Below are 16,670 nucleotides of genomic sequence, written 5' to 3' on the forward strand. Positions count from 1 at the left end.
TATGCTTCTATGGTCAATAAAATTGCTCCCTCAATTCTAGCTGCTGATTACGCTAATTTCGCCCAAGAACTTAAACGGATTGATGAAACCAGTGCCGACTACGTTCATATTGATATTATGGATGGCCAGTTCGTTCCCAACATCAGCTTCGGGGCTGATGTCGTTGCCAGCCTGCGGAAACACAGCAAGCTGGTCTTCGACTGTCACCTGATGGTGGTTGAACCCGAACGTTATGTGGATGCTTTTGCCCAAGCTGGGGCGGATATTATGACCATCCATGTTGAAGCCACCCAGCATATTCACGGAGCCTTGCAAAAAATCAAAAAAGCAGGTCTCAAGGCAGGGGTTGTTATCAATCCAGGGACGCCAGTTTCTGCATTGGAACCAATTCTCAACTTAGTTGACCAGGTGCTGATTATGACGGTTAATCCTGGCTTTGGTGGTCAAGCCTTTATTCCAGAGATGTTAGAAAAGGTGAAAAAAGTAGCCACTTGGCGAGAAGAAGCTGGCTATAATTTTGACATTGAAGTCGATGGCGGAGTTGATGACAAGACCATCAAGGCCTGCAAGGATGCAGGAGCCAATGTTTTTGTTGCGGGGTCTTATCTCTTTAAGGCTGACGACTTAGCTAGTCAGGTTCAAACTCTACGGGATGCTCTAGATGCCTAAGAAAATTGCTCTTTTAGCAGGTGGTTGCCGAGTTGAAATTCCCCAAGATTTCGATGCTTATGTCGGTATTGACCGTGCCTGTCTCTGGCTACTTGAGCAGGGTCTCCCTTTAGATTTAGCTATCGGTGATTTTGATTCGGTGACAGACCGAGAACTACAGCAGATTGGTCAGCAGGCTAGTCAGCTAATTCAGGCTTCCAGCCAGAAGAATGATACAGATACCGAGCTGGCTCTTAAGACTGTTCTAGACTTGTATCCCCAAGCTCAGCTAACTATTTTTGGAGCCTTTGGCGGGCGTTTAGATCATGCCCTCAGCAATGTCTTCCTGCCTGGCGACCCCGAGATTGCCCCTTTTATGAAGCAAATCAGTCTAGTGGATGAGCAAAATGTCATTGACTATTTGCCAGCTGGTCGGCACCAGATTTCAGCGATTCCAGGCATGACTTACGTCTCCTTTATGACCGAAGGTGCTACCAATCTAACGATCAAGGGTGCCAAGTATGAGCTGACCTCGGGCAATTATTTCCAAAAGAAAATCTATTCTAGCAATGAATTTAGCAATCAAGCGATAGAGGTCAGTCTAAATCAGGGCTACCTCGTCGTTATTCAAAGTAAGGACAAAACATGAGCCTCATTCTAATGCTTATTGGCCTAGCTAGCCTGGGTCTCTCCTTCTATCTTGTCATCAGGGTAGCCGATCTCCAGAGTCAGCTAAGGAAAGCCTTGGATGACAATGCTGACAATTTATCTGAGCAGGTTTCCTATCAGTTGGATTTGGCTAAGAAGGATCAGATTCTAGCCCTCAATCAAGAATTGGGTCAACAAAAGACAGAAACCTACCAGCAACTGGCTGACATCCGCGATGTCCTCCACAAGAATCTCAGTGATAATCGGGACCGCTCGGATCAGCGACTGGAGCTGATGAACCAGACTCTGACCAAGGCCGTCAAAGAGATGCAGGAATCCAACGAAAAACGGCTGGACCAAATGCGGCAGACCGTTGAAGAAAAGCTGGAACAAACTCTGCAAACTCGCCTGCAGGCCTCCTTTGCGACAGTCTCTCAACAATTGGAATCGGTTAACCAAGGCCTTGGACAAATGAAGACAGTTGCCCAAGATGTTGGCACCCTCAACAAGGTCCTCTCCAACACTAAGACCCGTGGAATTATGGGTGAATTGCAGCTGGGCCAAATCATCGAAGACATCATGACCGACAGCCAGTATGAGCGGGAATTTGCTACGGTTAAGGGCTCTAGTGAGCGGGTCGAGTATGCTATTAAACTCCCTGGCAACCACGATGGTCAATATGTCTATCTGCCCATAGACTCCAAGTTTCCCTTGGAAGATTACTATCGGTTGGAAGAGGCCTACGAATCTGGCGATAGCCAGCAGATTGAGGCCTATCGCAAGTCGCTTCTGGCCAGTCTCAAACGCTTTGCCAAGGATATCCAAAAGAAGTACCTCAATCCACCAGAAACCACCAATTTTGGCATCATGTTTTTGCCGACAGAAGGGCTCTACTCGGAAGTGGTCCGAAATTCGGCCTTCTTTGACGGCTTAAGACGGGAGGAAAATATTGTTGTAGCAGGCCCTTCAACCTTGTCAGCCTTGCTCAATTCTCTCTCGGTTGGCTTTAAGACGCTTAATATCCAAAAGAATGCAGACGATATTTCCAAAATTTTGGGCAATGTCAAAACTGAGTTTACTAAATTCGGTGGCATGCTGACCAAGGCTCAGAAGCAACTCAACACCGCTAGCAAGACCGTTGATAGCCTCCTGACAACTAGGACCAATGCCATCGTCAGAGCCCTAGATAGGGTTGAAGCTTATCAAGATTCTAACACGCAATCCCTACTCAATATCCCGCAAATAGAAGAAGGCGAGGACTCGCATGAAAATTAATCAAATGAAAAAAGATGAGCTTTTTGAAGGTTTCTACCTGATTAAAAAAGCTGAACTGAGAAAAACGCGGGCAGGCAAGGACTATCTAGCCATGACCTTCCAAGATGACTCAGGCCAGATTTCAGGTAACCTTTGGGACGCTCAGCCCCACAATGTCCAAGAATTCACTGCTGGTAAGGTTGTCCATATGCAAGGTCGGCGCGAGGTCTACAATGGTACTCCTCAGGTCAATCAAATCACCCTGCGTAATGTCAAAGAGGGTGAACCCAGCGATCCAGCCGATTTTCGGGAAAAATCTCCAGTCAATATCACCGAAATTCGTGACTACCTTGAAGGGATGATGTTCAAAATTGAAAATGCTACCTGGCAAAGGATTGTCCGCACCCTTTACCGTAAGTTTGATAAGGCCTTTTTTACCTATCCAGCCGCCAAGACCAACCATCATGCCTTTGAAAATGGGCTGGCCTACCACACGGCGACCATGGTTCGCCTAGCCGATAGTATTGGTGACATCTATCCCAATCTCAATAAAAGCCTCCTCTTTGCTGGCATTATGCTACATGATTTAGCCAAGTGTATCGAACTCTCTGGCGTTGATGGCACAGAGTACACTGTTCGTGGCAACCTTATCGGTCATATCGCTCTGGTCAATGAGGAAATCACCAAGGCCATCATTGAGTTAGGAATTGAGGATGACCGAGAAGATGTCACTATTCTTCGCCATGTGGTGCTCAGTCACCATGGCCAATTAGAATATGGCAGCCCTGTTCGCCCTCAAGTCATGGAGGCAGAAATCATTCACATGATTGATAATATTGATGCTGAAATGATGATGATGACAACGGCTCTGGCCCAGGTGGAGGAGGGTGAGATGACCAGTCGCGTCTTTGCCCTAGAAAATCGTTCTTTTTACAAGCCAAACTTATAAAACAAGGGATAAAATGAATATTTACGGTGTAAATGTTCGTTTTTTGCTGTATTTTATGATACAATTTTCTTAAAACAATAAGAAATGGAAAGACTAATGAAATTAAGAAGAAGTGAGCGGATGGTGGTTATCTCCAACTATCTGATTAACAATCCTTACAGCTTAACCAGTTTAAATACCTTTGCCGAAAAGTACCAAGCTGCTAAATCCTCAATTTCCGAGGACATTGCTATCATCAAGCGGGCCTTCGAAAATAGCAATATTGGCCATATTGAGACGGTAACAGGGGCTAGTGGCGGTGTTATTTTTACCCCTAGCATCTCTCAAGAGGAGGCTAGAGGTATTGTCCAAGAGCTCTGCCAACGTTTATCAGAGAGTGATCGGATTCTGCCAGGAGGCTATATCTATTTATCTGATCTTCTCAGCACGCCTAGCATTTTACAGAGTGTTGGTCGGATTATTGCTAGTGCCTTTGCTGGTCAAAAGGTTGATGCTGTCATGACGGTGGCCACCAAGGGTGTTCCTCTGGCCAATGCTGTCGCAAACGTCCTCAATGTTCCCTTCGTTATCGTAAGGCGGGATTTGAAGATTACCGAAGGATCAACAGTCTCTGTCAATTATGTCAGCGGTTCTAGTGATCGTATCGAGAAGATGTTTCTGTCCAAGCGTAGCCTCAAACCCAAGAGCCGTGTTTTAATTGTTGATGACTTCCTCAAGGGTGGTGGAACCATCAGTGGGATGATTAGTCTGCTCAGAGAGTTTGAAAGTGACTTGGTCGGTGTCGCTGTCTTTGCTGAGAACTCACAAAAGGAGCGCGAGCACCTCTTTGACTATAAGTCCCTCTTGACGGTTTCAGAGATTGATGTCAAAAACAACCTAGTCAAGGTAGAACTAGGAAATATTTTTCAATAGAATCTCAAAGCTAACTCGATTCAAGCGGGTTAGTTTTTCTTTTGAAGACTGAAAAAACAGCCATTTTTCGTTGACAAAGCCTGTTAATATTGGTACTATAATAAACGGTACTTTTTACTTTTGGTCTCTCCAAAGTGTACAGAGACGTGCTGACAAATGTTGCAAAGTACACCTCTGATGGAGACTGTCACCAAGCGCTCTATCAACCAAAAATAAAATTTTACAGGAGAAAATGTAGATGCCTACAATCAACCAATTGGTACGTAAACCGCGTAAATCTAAAGTTGAGAAATCTGACTCACCAGCACTTAACGTTGGTTACAACTCACACAAAAAAGTTCCAACAAACGTTTCTTCACCACAAAAACGTGGTGTTGCCACTCGTGTTGGTACTATGACACCTAAAAAACCTAACTCTGCCCTTCGTAAATTCGCTCGTGTACGTTTGAGCAACTTGATCGAAGTCACAGCTTATATCCCAGGTATCGGCCACAACTTGCAAGAACACAGTGTTGTGCTTATCCGTGGTGGACGTGTTAAAGACCTTCCAGGGGTTCGTTATCATATCGTCCGTGGTGCCCTTGATACTGCAGGTGTTGCCGACCGTAAACAAGGCCGTTCTAAATACGGTGCTAAACGTCCTAAAGGATAATAGAAGGGGGATAAGAACTAATGAGTCGTAAAAATCAAGCGCCTAAGCGCGAAGTATTGCCAGATCCATTGTACAATTCAAAACTTGTAACACGTCTTATCAACCGTGTTATGCTTGACGGTAAACGTGGTACAGCTGCTACCATCGTTTACGGTGCCTTTGACCAAATCAAAGACGCAACTAGCAACGATGCTCTTGAAGTTTTTGAAACAGCGATGGAAAACATCATGCCTGTACTTGAAGTCCGTGCTCGCCGTGTCGGTGGGTCTAACTACCAAGTCCCAGTTGAAGTTCGTCCAGAACGCCGAACTACACTTGGCCTTCGTTGGTTGGTAAATGCTTCACGTGCCCGTGGTGAACATACTATGCAAGACCGTTTGGCAAAAGAAATTTTGGATGCCTCAAACAACACAGGTGCTGCTGTTAAGAAACGCGAAGATACTCACCGTATGGCAGAAGCCAACCGTGCCTTCGCACATTTCCGCTGGTAAGATTAAGATACAGAGACGAAGAGAGCAAGGACAAAATAGGAAAAATGACGAAGAAACTTCAGTTTCTAGGAATTTATATCTTTTTGGACTGGTCGCTCTCGAGTCGAGTTCAATTCGGCTAAAAACAATGTAGTCTGAACTCAATTAAATAAGATTCACACAGCGTTTAGCCTGTGCTCAATTATTTAAGGAACAAAGGCATTTAGCCCGAGTTTGCTAAGTCTCGTATCCAAACCTAAGCGAATAAATAAAACGGGTAGGTCCCTGCCTATCCGTTTTTTCAAAAAATTATAGATTTATAGGAGAATCATTCATGGCTCGCGAATTTTCATTGGAAAAAACTCGTAACATCGGTATCATGGCTCACGTCGATGCCGGTAAAACAACTACTACAGAGCGTATTCTTTACTACACAGGTCGTATCCACAAAATTGGTGAAACTCACGAAGGGGCTTCACAAATGGACTGGATGGAACAAGAACAAGAACGTGGTATCACCATCACATCTGCGGCAACAACTGCCCAATGGAATGGTCACCGTGTTAACATCATTGACACCCCAGGACACGTGGACTTCACTATCGAAGTTCAACGTTCCCTTCGGGTTCTTGATGGTGCTGTAACCGTTTTGGATGCTCAATCAGGTGTTGAACCTCAAACGGAAACCGTTTGGCGTCAAGCTACTGAATACGGAGTTCCACGTATCGTATTTGCTAACAAGATGGATAAGATTGGTGCTGACTTCCTTTACTCAGTGTCAACCTTGCACGAACGTTTGCAAGCGAACGCTCACCCAATTCAATTGCCAATCGGTGCTGAAGATGACTTCTCAGGTATCATTGACTTGATTACCATGAAGGCTGAAGTTTACACCAATGACCTTGGTACAGATATTTTTGAAGAAGAAATTCCAGCTGAATATCTTGAACAAGCTCAAGAGTATCGGGAAAAACTGATTGAAGCCGTAGCTGAAACAGATGAAGACCTGATGATGAAATATCTTGAAGGTGAAGAAATTACTAACGACGAATTGAAGGCTGCTATCCGTCGTGCAACTATCAATGTTGAATTCTTCCCAGTTCTCTGTGGTTCTGCCTTCAAGAACAAGGGTGTTCAAATGATGCTTGATGCCGTTATTGACTATCTTCCAAGCCCACTTGACATCCCAGCCATCAAGGGTGTGAACCCAGATACAGACGAAGAAGAAGAACGTCCAGCATCTGATGAGGAACCATTCGCAGCTCTTGCCTTCAAGATCATGACTGACCCATTCGTTGGTCGTCTGACCTTCATCCGTGTATATTCAGGTGTCATGAACTCTGGTTCATACGTTATGAATACAACCAAGGGCAAACGGGAACGTATCGGACGTATCCTGCAAATGCACGCCAACAGCCGTAAGGAAATCGAAACGGTTTACTCTGGTGACATTGCTGCCGCTATTGGTTTGAAGGATACCACAACTGGTGACTCTTTGACAGATGAAAAACACAAGGTTATTCTTGAGTCCATCGAAGTTCCAGAACCCGTTATCCAACTTATGGTTGAACCTAAGACTAAGGCTGACCAAGACAAGATGGCTATCGGTCTGCAAAAGCTGGCTGAAGAAGACCCAACCTTCCGTGTTGAAACTAACCCTGAAACTGGTGAGACTGTTATCTCTGGTATGGGTGAGTTGCACTTGGATGTCCTTGTTGACCGTCTCAAACGTGAACACAAGGTTGAAGCAAACGTTGGTGCTCCTCAAGTATCCTACCGTGAAACCTTCCGTGCTTCTACCCAAGCTCGTGGTTTCTTCAAACGCCAATCTGGTGGTAAAGGTCAATTTGGTGATGTTTGGATTGAATTCACACCAAACGAAGAAGGTAAAGGCTTTGAATTTGAAAATGCCATCGTCGGTGGTGTTGTCCCACGTGAATTTATTCCTGCCGTAGAAAAAGGTTTGGAGGAAGCTATGGCTAATGGTGTCCTTGCTGGTTATCCATTGGTTGACATTAAGGCTAAACTTTACGATGGTTCTTACCACGATGTCGACTCATCTGAAACAGCCTTCAAGATTGCAGCTTCCCTAGCTCTTAAAGAAGCAGCTAAGGCAGCCCAACCTGTTATCCTTGAACCAATGATGTTGGTGACTATCACTGTTCCAGAAGAAAACCTTGGTGACGTTATGGGTCACGTAACAGCTCGTCGTGGACGTGTTGATGGTATGGAAGCTCATGGTAACAGCCAAATCGTTCGTGCCTACGTGCCACTTGCTGAAATGTTTGGTTATGCTACCGTCCTTCGTTCATCTTCTCAAGGTCGCGGTACCTTCATGATGGTATTTGACCACTACGAAGATGTACCAAAATCTGTTCAAGAAGAAATCATTAAGAAAAATTCAGGCCAAGCATAATTATTGCTAACTTGAAAACAAAGAAACTAGTAAGCTGGTCTTGCTAGTTTTTTCTATTTTTAGCTAGAATTTGTAACTTTCTGAAAATGGTAAGTGGTTGCAATTTACAGAAAAAGGTTATATAATAATCATGTTGAAGGGGTATGTGGAACCTCACAAGTTAACCTTTTCACAATCGTAGAAGGGCTTGCCCTTAATAAATTTTTTATGATTTTCATAAGGAGGAAATCACACATGGTAGTTAAAGTTGGTATTAACGGTTTCGGTCGTATCGGACGTCTTGCATTCCGTCGTATCCAAAACGTTGAAGGTGTTGAAGTTGCTCGTATCAACGACCTTACAGACCCAGCAATGCTTGCACACTTGTTGAAATACGATACTACTCAAGGTCGTTTCAACGGTACTGTTGAAGTCAAAGACGGTGGATTCGAAGTTAACGGCCAATTCGTTAAAGTTTCTGCTGAACGTGATCCAGAACAAATTGACTGGGCTAACGATGGCGTAGAAATCGTTCTTGAAGCAACTGGTTTCTTTGCTACTAAAGAAGCAGCTGAAAAGCACTTGCATGCTGGTGGTGCTAAGAAGGTTGTTATCACCGCTCCTGGTGGATCAGATGTTAAGACTGTTGTTTTCAACACTAACCATGACGTTCTTGACGGTTCTGAAACAGTTATCTCAGCTGGTTCATGTACTACAAACTGTTTGGCTCCAATGGCTGACGCTTTGAACAAGAACTTCGGTGTTAAAGCTGGTACAATGACAACTATCCACGGTTACACTGGTGACCAAATGATCCTTGACGGTCCACACCGTAAGGGTGACTTCCGTCGTGCACGTGCTGCTGCAGCAAACATTGTTCCTAACTCAACTGGTGCTGCTAAAGCTATCGGTCTTGTATTGCCAGAATTGAACGGTAAATTGCAAGGTCATGCTCAACGTGTTCCAGTTCCAACAGGTTCATTGACTGAATTCGTTTCAGTTCTTGACAAGAAGGTGACTGCTGACGAAGTTAACGCTGCTATGAAGGCTGCTGCAACTGAAAGCTACGGTTATAATACTGACCCAATCGTTTCTTCTGATATCGTTGGTATGTCATTTGGTTCATTGTTTGATGCAACTCAAACAGAAGTAACTGAAGCAGCAGATGGAACTCAATTGGTTAAAACAGTTTCATGGTACGATAACGAAATGTCTTACACTTCACAATTGGTTCGTACTCTTGAATACTTCGCAAAAATCGCTAAATAAGTTATTATTTAATGATTGAAAGGACTGGCTTTGGCTAGTCTTTTTTTGTCCTCCTGGGTAGCTGAGAAACCCTTTAATGATAAGAATTGGTTTATTATCAATTAGTGATAAACCTCACTTTTTCCAAGCAATTTTAGATATAGGCTTGAAATTATGTTATAATGATGGAGTAAAAAATAAATTTTAAGGAGTCCTATCAATGGCTAAATTAACTGTTAAAGATGTTGATTTGAAAGGCAAGAAAGTCCTCGTTCGGGTTGACTTTAACGTACCTGTAAAAGATGGCGTCATCACTAACGACAACCGTATTACTGCGGCTCTGCCAACCATTAAATACATCATTGAACATGGTGGCCGTGCAGTTCTTTTTTCTCACCTTGGTCGTGTGAAGGAAGAAGCAGACAAGGAAGGTAAGTCTCTTGAACCAGTTGCTAAAGATTTGGCTAAAAAATTGGGACAAGATGTTGTCTTCCCAGGTGTAACTCGCGGTCCTAAATTGGAAGAAGCTATTAATGGTTTGCAAGACGGTCAAGTTCTCTTGGTAGAAAATACTCGTTTTGAAGATGTTGATGGTAAGAAAGAATCTAAGAACGATCCAGAACTTGGTAAGTACTGGGCTAGCCTTGGTGATGGTATCTTTGTCAATGATGCCTTCGGTACAGCTCACCGTGCTCACGCTTCAAATGTTGGGATCTCTGCTAATGTTGAAAAGGCTGTTGCTGGATTCCTTCTTGAAAACGAAATTGCTTACATCCAAGAAGCCGTTGAAACACCAGAACGCCCATTCGTGGCTATCCTTGGTGGATCTAAGGTTTCAGACAAGATCGGTGTTATCGAAAACTTACTTAAGAAGGCTGATAAGGTCCTTATCGGTGGTGGTATGACCTATACCTTCTACAAGGCTCAGGGTATTGAAATTGGTGATTCCTTGGTCGAAGAAGATAAGTTGGATGTCGCTAAGTCTCTCCTTGAAAAAGCAAATGGTAAATTAGTCTTGCCAGTTGACTCTAAAGAAGCGAATGCTTTTGCAGACTATACTGAAGTTAAAGATACTGAAGGTGAAGCTGTAGACCCTGGTTTCCTTGGTCTTGATATCGGTCCTAAATCAATCGCTAAATTTGACCAAGCCTTGACTGGTGCTAAAACAGTCGTTTGGAACGGTCCTATGGGTGTCTTTGAAAACCCTGACTTCCAAGCTGGTACCATCGGTGTTATGGATGCCATTGTTAAGCAACCAGGCGTGAAGTCAATCATCGGTGGTGGTGACTCAGCAGCAGCCGCCATCAACCTTGGCCGTGCTGATAAGTTCTCTTGGATTTCTACCGGCGGGGGAGCCTCAATGGAACTCCTTGAAGGTAAGGAACTTCCAGGACTTGCAGCTTTGACAGAAAAATAAACTAGAAACTCTAGCAAGGTATAAAGTATTGACAGGTCTTGCTAAGACACTTTAGTGCCTAGTGCTGACCATAGCTTTTCTAGCAAGAATTTGCCTAAGAAATTTGGAGGAGCGCTGCTTTGACTGAAAAATAAGCTAAGTCTGTCAGTCTCTGAAAATCATTGTTTTGTGTAATAGAGGTAGTGAATTCACTAATAAAAACAGTATCAATCCATCGTGAATTGATACTGTTTTTATTAGTTCAAATACCCATTGTTGCGATACCATTTGATGGTATCTGTCATTGTCTCGTCTACGGCACGAAAATGACCACCGAGTTCTTTTTCCATCTTAGTAGGGTCAAAATGAGTGCGCTGGTATTCCTCAGCGAATAGATGGACTAAATCCCTACTAACTAGGACCGGCTTTCCAGTAACCCTATGGTAAAATTCGTTCCAAGAAGCGAAAGCTCGGAGTAGTGGTTGAGGAATTTGTCTTTTAGGTGCAGGAATACCGGTAACTGCCTCTAGGGTATTCATTAATTCCTGCATGGTCATGTATCGACCAGCAGCTAAATAGCGCTCCCCCTTGCGTCCATATTTCATAGCTCGGATATGGATATCGGCCACATCTCTAGCATCAACTATGCTATAGCTGGCCTTGATAATCCCAGGAAGCTTTTGTCGCATATAATTTAAAATCATCTGACCTGTGGACGTTGGTCCCATATCACCAGGGCCGTACATAGAGCCCGGAAGAACAAAGGTAACAAAAACGTCGGAATGTTTATTGAGAAAGTCGCGAACAACTTGATCACTTAGAATTTTACTGCGGTAGTACTCTATTTTGGTATCAGGACTACGAGACATGGTCTCATCAATAAGTTGATTTGGCTGGCCTGTAAGAACAGCAATAGAAGAAGTGTGAACGATTCTGCGAATTCCGGCATTATAGGCAGCCTGTAATAGATTTTTTGTACCTGTAATATTGGTATCGTAGAGATCTTGCCAGTGCTTGCCACCTTTATGGCTGTCACGAAAGAAAGCTGCTGTATGGAAAAGACTATCACAGCCGGAAAGATGAGACTGGTAAGTTTTAGGCTCCAAAATATCTCCTTGGACAAAGTGAATTGGAAGATTTCCAAATTGTTTTTTGGCCTTATCTAGTGACCGAACAAGAGCGGTAACCTGGATATCTTCTTTTAATAAGGCGCGGACAAGATTATTCCCCAAGAGACCCGTTGCGCCCGTAACAAAAGCGTGGCTAATATTATAAGATGAGAGTGATGTCTTCATATAGTTTTCCTTTTAGAAAAGTTTTATTAAATGACTTGTCATTTAATAAAACTTAGTCTAGCCTTTTAGTATGTTTTTGTCAATAATTTACTGATTCTGGTGTAGAATAGTAAGAGATCAAAAAAGAAGGAAAACTTATGTCAACATACGAAGCAGCCCGTTTTAGATACTTATTCAAAAGTGTTGAAAATATTGTTAATAAGGAGTTAATCAATTTACTGGCTCCCTTGCATATAACACCTAATCAGAGTGAAGTACTCCTAGTTTTGCAAGAATTTGGACCTTTGTCTTTAAAAGACTTGGGTGATTTATTAATTTGTGAGAAAAAGAGCCCTAGCCGTTTAGTGAGTTCGCTTATTAAAAAGAATCTGGTGATTAAAGAAATTTCTGACAAAGACCGACGTTTTTCCCTTTTATCCTTGACTTCTAAGGGTCAGACTTTTGTTCCTAAGATTATGGCCATTAAAACTCAGTATGATAAGAAACTGGTGGAACAGGGAATTGACTTTAAAGCTCTAAGTGAGCCTTTTAAAATTTTTCTTTCTGCGACACCATATGAAGAAAAATTAAAAAACCGTTCAATGTGGGATGATTAAAATAGGGATTGGCTGTCTATTGATAGCTAATCCTTCACGATTTGTGATTTAGCGGACAGGTCTAGAAATTACCAGTTGATGAATAAAGGCGTTCTGGCCAAGCCAAATTATAAAAGAAAAGCGTATCATTGGAATTTCTTGAATTGAAGGAGGACTGGTTTTGAGAAATGAATTTTCAGAAAATTTTGTTAATATTTCAAAACTGTGGTAGAATAGGAAAGTGAATTTTTGAAAGATGGGAATTAAATTTTGGGACGTTTTCGTTTTAATCCAAGAGAATTTCGTTTGGGGATGTGGACCTTTAAAACAGGATTGGCAGTATTTTTAATTTTAACCCTCTTTTCTCTTCTGGGCTTTGAAGGTCTGCAAATTGGTTGTTTAACTGCGGTCTTTAGCCTGAGAGAAAACTTTGATAAGAGCCTCCATTTTGGAACATCTAGAATTGTCGGTAATACTATTGGTGGGGTCTACTCTCTTATTTTCTTTGGGATTAGTGAACTCTTCAATAGGCCCCTCTGGGTCACCCTAGTTTTTGTTCCTATTTTTACCATGCTGACCATCATGACAAATGTCGCAATGAATAACAAGACAGGAATTATCGGAGCAGTAGCGGCTCTCTTGATTATTACCCTGTCTATTCCAGAAGGGGATACCTTTATCTATACCCTAGCCCGGATTTTTGAAACTTTTATCGGTGTCTTTGTGGCGACTCTGGTCAATGCGGACATTGATCGCATTGGGGAACATTTTGCAAAAAGAATGGCTAAGAAAGACTAGTTTTGCTAGTCTTTTTTTGTATACTGGGTATGTTGTACATTTCAGGTGAAAACCCCTCTAAGTATTTGTTGCCGATTATTCTTCTCTTGATTTTATCCTTAATCCGAATTTGCAGAAATCAAGCCAAAATATGATGTTAGAAAATATAACATTTGACTTGACAGAGATGATTTTTCAGCCTATAATGGTTTGCGAAAGGAGTTTTTATGCGAGAAAAAGAGTTCAGACGATCTCTAGCCGTCTTTCCTATCGGTTCAGTAATGAAGTTGACAGATTTAACGGCCAGACAGATTCGCTACTATGAAGATCAAGGTCTTCTAACTCCTGATCGTAGTTCTAGTAACCGTCGTCTATATTCTCTTAATGATATGGATGTTTTGCTAGAAATCAAAGACTATTTGGATGAAGGGTTCAATATTGCGGCCATCAAAAAGGAATATGCCAAACGCAAGCAACTTAGCCAAGGGGCGAGCAAGCCACTTACAGATGCGGATGTTCGGCGAATTTTGCAAGATGAATTTCGCAATCAATCACGCTTTTCTTCACCCAATGCTAACCCAAGTAGCTTTCGTATGTAGGATACGAGCTTAATATACATACCTGTCAGAGCTAGCTGAGGCTCTTTCTATTGAAAAAGGAGGCCATTATGGCAATCACAGCAGATGATATTCGTCGCGAAGTCAAAGAGAAGAATGTTACCTTCTTGCGTTTGATGTTTTCAGATATTGCAGGAACTATGAAGAATGTTGAAATTCCTGCCACTGAAGAACAGCTTGACAAGGTTCTATCAAACAAGGCCATGTTTGACGGGTCATCTATTGAAGGTTTTGTAAGAATTAATGAGTCTGACATGTATCTTTACCCAGATATTGACACTTGGACTGTTTTTCCTTGGGGGGGTGAAAATGGTGCTGTTGCAGGTTTAATCTGTGATATTTATACTGCTCAAGGTGAGCCTTTCCCTGGTGACCCACGTGGTAATTTAAAACGCGCCTTGCGTCACATGGAAGAAGTTGGTTTCAAATCTTTTAATCTTGGTCCAGAACCAGAATTCTTCCTCTTCAAGATGGATGAACAAGGAAATCCAACCTTGGAAGTGAACGATAAAGGTGGTTACTTTGACCTTGCTCCAACCGACTTGGCTGACAATACTCGTCGTGAAATTGTCAATGTTTTAACCAAGATGGGCTTTGAAGTTGAAGCCAGTCACCATGAAGTGGCCGTTGGTCAGCATGAAATTGATTTTAAATATAGTGATGTTCTCAAGGCTTGTGACCATATTCAAATCTTTAAATTGGTTGTTAAAACGATTGCCCGTAAGCATGGTCTCTATGCAACTTTCATGGCTAAACCTAAATTTGGTATCAATGGCTCAGGCATGCACTGTAATATGTCCCTCTTTGATGCCCAAGGCAACAATGCCTTCTTTGATCCCGAAGATCCAAATGGTATGCAGTTGTCACAAAACGCTTATTACTTCCTGGGAGGCTTGATGGAACATGCCTACAATTATACAGCCATTGTCAATCCTACAGTCAACTCTTATAAGCGTTTGGTTCCAGGCTATGAAGCTCCAGTTTATATTGCCTGGGCTGGTCAAAACCGTTCTCCTCTTATTCGCGTTCCCGCTTCTCGAGGCGTAGGAACACGTTTGGAATTGCGCTCAGTTGACCCAACGGCTAATCCTTACTTAGCCTTGGCCGTCCTTTTGGAATCTGGTCTAGATGGTATTGAAAATAAAATTGAAGCGCCGGCTCCGGTTGAATCAAACATCTATGTGATGACTGAAGATGAACGCAAGTCAGCAGGTATTCGTGACCTCCCATCAACCCTCCATAATGCTGTTAAAGCCCTGCAGGAGGATGAAGTGGTCAAAGCAGCACTAGGTGACCATATCTACCCTAACTTTATTGAAGCTAAGCGGATGGAGTGGGCTAGCTATGCAGCCTTCGTTTCCCAATGGGAAGTGGATAATTATCTGGATTTATATTAATACTCAATAAAAATCAATCTAGCCAAGGCAACGAACTGCAGGCAGTACTTGGGTACGGCAAAGTGAGTTAACGATGGATAGTTTTGATTTTTGAAGAGTATAAGTTAAAAATATCAAGGTCAGAGAAGCACTTGGCTCCTAGCTGAGTGCTTTTTCTTTTGATATCCTCCTTTTTGTGACATTTTAATTAAAAAATTAACAATTTTAGTGAAATTTGTCACTAGATTAGTTGATTTTTTTAATTTCTAGTTAATGGACTTGTTATTTTTTCCTGCTAAACTAAGGGCATAGAAGAAAAATCCTAGACAAGTCAGGGTTTTTATTATGAATAAAAGGGGAATAAGATGAATAAAAAATTAACCAAAGCAAGTCTATTTGTAGCTGCTACTGTTTTAGTCGGTTTGGCCGGTCAAGCGGTTCAAGCGGATTCTTACACTGTCCAAAATGGCGATAGCTTCTTTTCTATTGCTGATGGTCATGGTATGGATCCCTATCAATTGGCTGCCGATAATGGCATGACTATTTCAAGTACGATTTTGCCAGGCCAAACCATTGAAGTTGACGGTGCAGCACAAGAAGCTGCTCCAGCTCAAGATGAAGGTGCAGTAGCTGATACCTCTGCAGATACGACTGCTAACACCTATCCAGTTGGTCAATGTACTTGGGGCGTTAAGCAGGTTACTGGTTGGGCTGGCGACTGGTGGGGTAACGGAGGCGACTGGTCCTCTAGTGCAGCAAATGGTGGCTATAGTGTAGGAAATACTCCACAAGTCGGTTCTATTATCTGCTGGACTGACGGTGGTTATGGCCATGTGGCTTACGTTACAGATGTTAATGACCAAGGTCAAATCCAAGTTTTGGAAGCCAACTACAAGGGTAATCCAGAAATCAATAACTATCGTGGTTGGTTCGACCCTAACAATAGCGTGACACCAGGTCAAGTCAGCTATATCTATCCTAATTCATAAAACAGTTATAAAAGAAGCCTTCTCGAAAGTGAGAGGGCTTCTTTTAGCTATCAGAGAAATTTATATTCATACTCTTCGAAAATCAAAAATTTCCCACGGATAAAGTCACTCTATGATTTCTCATTAGAGTGGCTTTATCCGTGACTAATTTCATAAAAACTGGAATATTGACAGTTTTTACTCCATGTCGCATCGTTAACTCACCTTGCCGTACCTGCTGAGGAAAGCGAGGCTTTCTCTATTTCCAACCTCAAAAGGTCTTCCAGACCTTTTGAGCTATCTTCAGTTCGTGCGATGCGGAGCAAAGTTGGTCGATTTCACCAACTTTGTGAGGTTAGTAAGGGAGCTAGGCAATCACTATAGAGATTGCCGTTAGCTATCAAGCCACTAAAGTGGCTGATAGCTTTGCTCCTTACCTCGGCTAATTTCGATTTTCATTGAGTTTCAACGAGAATCAGAGGTAGTGACT

The 16,670-nt window shown here is 42.6% G+C and carries 16 protein-coding genes; 15 read left to right on the top strand and 1 reads right to left on the bottom strand.

Annotated elements, in window-relative coordinates; all coding sequences use genetic code 11:
* The first annotated feature begins 9 nt into the window (after positions 1–9).
* From rpe to DYE66_RS03365, 10 genes are all read left to right on the top strand, one after another.
* Positions 10–669 (top strand): ribulose-phosphate 3-epimerase, encoded by a 660-nt coding sequence (gene rpe / locus DYE66_RS03315; RefSeq protein WP_115324912.1) that lies wholly within the window; start codon positions 10–12, stop codon positions 667–669.
* Positions 662–1,297, top strand: coding sequence for a thiamine diphosphokinase (locus DYE66_RS03320; protein ID WP_002999344.1), 636 nt, complete (start codon positions 662–664; stop codon positions 1,295–1,297). The genes rpe and DYE66_RS03320 overlap by 8 nt, the downstream gene beginning before the upstream one ends.
* Positions 1,294–2,571, top strand: a complete 1,278-nt coding sequence (locus DYE66_RS03325) for a DNA recombination protein RmuC (RefSeq protein WP_002999394.1) — start codon at positions 1,294–1,296, stop codon at positions 2,569–2,571. Before DYE66_RS03320 ends, DYE66_RS03325 begins: the two co-directional genes overlap by 4 nt.
* On the top strand, positions 2,561–3,499 hold the full coding sequence (locus DYE66_RS03330; RefSeq protein WP_002999212.1) for a 3'-5' exoribonuclease YhaM family protein: 939 nt from the start codon (positions 2,561–2,563) through the stop codon (positions 3,497–3,499). Before DYE66_RS03325 ends, DYE66_RS03330 begins: the two co-directional genes overlap by 11 nt.
* A gap of 96 nt (positions 3,500–3,595) precedes the next feature.
* Entirely contained in the window at positions 3,596–4,411 is an 816-nt protein-coding gene (gene purR, locus DYE66_RS03335; protein ID WP_002999420.1) for a pur operon repressor, read from the top strand.
* Positions 4,412–4,649: 238 nt separating this feature from the next.
* A complete protein-coding gene (rpsL, locus tag DYE66_RS03345; RefSeq protein ID WP_002999284.1) occupies positions 4,650–5,063 on the top strand; it encodes a 30S ribosomal protein S12 in 414 nt (137 codons plus the stop codon).
* A gap of 20 nt (positions 5,064–5,083) precedes the next feature.
* Entirely contained in the window at positions 5,084–5,554 is a 471-nt protein-coding gene (gene rpsG / locus DYE66_RS03350; protein WP_002960941.1) for a 30S ribosomal protein S7, read from the top strand.
* A gap of 313 nt (positions 5,555–5,867) precedes the next feature.
* On the top strand, positions 5,868–7,949 hold the full coding sequence (gene fusA / locus DYE66_RS03355; RefSeq protein WP_002999338.1) for an elongation factor G: 2,082 nt from the start codon (positions 5,868–5,870) through the stop codon (positions 7,947–7,949).
* Between the two features lie 234 nt (positions 7,950–8,183).
* On the top strand, positions 8,184–9,197 hold the full coding sequence (gap, locus tag DYE66_RS03360) for a type I glyceraldehyde-3-phosphate dehydrogenase (RefSeq protein WP_115324914.1): 1,014 nt from the start codon (positions 8,184–8,186) through the stop codon (positions 9,195–9,197).
* A gap of 199 nt (positions 9,198–9,396) precedes the next feature.
* Entirely contained in the window at positions 9,397–10,593 is a 1,197-nt protein-coding gene (locus DYE66_RS03365; RefSeq protein WP_002999384.1) for a phosphoglycerate kinase, read from the top strand.
* Positions 10,594–10,829: 236 nt separating this feature from the next.
* Here DYE66_RS03365 and DYE66_RS03370 read toward each other — a convergent pair whose 3' ends face one another.
* Complete coding sequence (locus tag DYE66_RS03370) at positions 10,830–11,867, bottom strand: SDR family oxidoreductase (RefSeq protein ID WP_002999388.1); 1,038 nt, start codon at positions 11,865–11,867, stop codon at positions 10,830–10,832.
* A 137-nt stretch (positions 11,868–12,004) separates the two neighbouring features.
* On the opposite strand from DYE66_RS03370, the gene DYE66_RS03375 reads away from it, so the two are divergent.
* From DYE66_RS03375 to DYE66_RS03395, 5 genes are all read left to right on the top strand, one after another.
* Positions 12,005–12,463 (top strand): MarR family winged helix-turn-helix transcriptional regulator, encoded by a 459-nt coding sequence (locus tag DYE66_RS03375; RefSeq protein ID WP_002999270.1) that lies wholly within the window; start codon positions 12,005–12,007, stop codon positions 12,461–12,463.
* 291 nt (positions 12,464–12,754) lie between these two features.
* Positions 12,755–13,240, top strand: a complete 486-nt coding sequence (locus tag DYE66_RS03380; RefSeq protein ID WP_115324916.1) for an FUSC family protein — start codon at positions 12,755–12,757, stop codon at positions 13,238–13,240.
* Between the two features lie 206 nt (positions 13,241–13,446).
* A complete protein-coding gene (locus DYE66_RS03385; RefSeq protein ID WP_002999405.1) occupies positions 13,447–13,818 on the top strand; it encodes a MerR family transcriptional regulator in 372 nt (123 codons plus the stop codon).
* Between the two features lie 68 nt (positions 13,819–13,886).
* Complete coding sequence (gene glnA / locus DYE66_RS03390; protein WP_002999255.1) at positions 13,887–15,233, top strand: type I glutamate--ammonia ligase; 1,347 nt, start codon at positions 13,887–13,889, stop codon at positions 15,231–15,233.
* Positions 15,234–15,577: 344 nt separating this feature from the next.
* Positions 15,578–16,201 carry a CHAP domain-containing protein gene (locus tag DYE66_RS03395; protein ID WP_002999363.1) on the top strand — a complete coding sequence of 208 codons (624 nt, stop codon included), beginning with the start codon at positions 15,578–15,580 and terminating at the stop codon, positions 16,199–16,201.
* Positions 16,202–16,670 lie beyond the last annotated feature (469 nt).

This window comes from Streptococcus downei MFe28, from assembly GCF_900459175.1.
GTDB classification, from domain to species: domain Bacteria; phylum Bacillota; class Bacilli; order Lactobacillales; family Streptococcaceae; genus Streptococcus; species Streptococcus downei.

Bases quoted from the DNA above. Each gene is read 5' to 3' on its own strand.
- rpe (WP_115324912.1), top strand. From the start codon at position 10: ATGGTCAATAAAATTGCTCCCTCAATTCTAGCTGCTGATTACGCTAAT.
- DYE66_RS03320 (WP_002999344.1), top strand. From the start codon at position 662: ATGCCTAAGAAAATTGCTCTTTTAGCAGGTGGTTGCCGAGTTGAAATT.
- DYE66_RS03325 (WP_002999394.1), top strand. From the start codon at position 1,294: ATGAGCCTCATTCTAATGCTTATTGGCCTAGCTAGCCTGGGTCTCTCC.
- DYE66_RS03330 (WP_002999212.1), top strand. From the start codon at position 2,561: ATGAAAATTAATCAAATGAAAAAAGATGAGCTTTTTGAAGGTTTCTAC.
- purR (WP_002999420.1), top strand. From the start codon at position 3,596: ATGAAATTAAGAAGAAGTGAGCGGATGGTGGTTATCTCCAACTATCTG.
- rpsL (WP_002999284.1), top strand. From the start codon at position 4,650: ATGCCTACAATCAACCAATTGGTACGTAAACCGCGTAAATCTAAAGTT.
- rpsG (WP_002960941.1), top strand. From the start codon at position 5,084: ATGAGTCGTAAAAATCAAGCGCCTAAGCGCGAAGTATTGCCAGATCCA.
- fusA (WP_002999338.1), top strand. From the start codon at position 5,868: ATGGCTCGCGAATTTTCATTGGAAAAAACTCGTAACATCGGTATCATG.
- gap (WP_115324914.1), top strand. From the start codon at position 8,184: ATGGTAGTTAAAGTTGGTATTAACGGTTTCGGTCGTATCGGACGTCTT.
- DYE66_RS03365 (WP_002999384.1), top strand. From the start codon at position 9,397: ATGGCTAAATTAACTGTTAAAGATGTTGATTTGAAAGGCAAGAAAGTC.
- DYE66_RS03370 (WP_002999388.1), bottom strand. From the start codon at position 11,867: ATGAAGACATCACTCTCATCTTATAATATTAGCCACGCTTTTGTTACG.
- DYE66_RS03375 (WP_002999270.1), top strand. From the start codon at position 12,005: ATGTCAACATACGAAGCAGCCCGTTTTAGATACTTATTCAAAAGTGTT.
- DYE66_RS03380 (WP_115324916.1), top strand. From the start codon at position 12,755: ATGTGGACCTTTAAAACAGGATTGGCAGTATTTTTAATTTTAACCCTC.
- DYE66_RS03385 (WP_002999405.1), top strand. From the start codon at position 13,447: ATGCGAGAAAAAGAGTTCAGACGATCTCTAGCCGTCTTTCCTATCGGT.
- glnA (WP_002999255.1), top strand. From the start codon at position 13,887: ATGGCAATCACAGCAGATGATATTCGTCGCGAAGTCAAAGAGAAGAAT.
- DYE66_RS03395 (WP_002999363.1), top strand. From the start codon at position 15,578: ATGAATAAAAAATTAACCAAAGCAAGTCTATTTGTAGCTGCTACTGTT.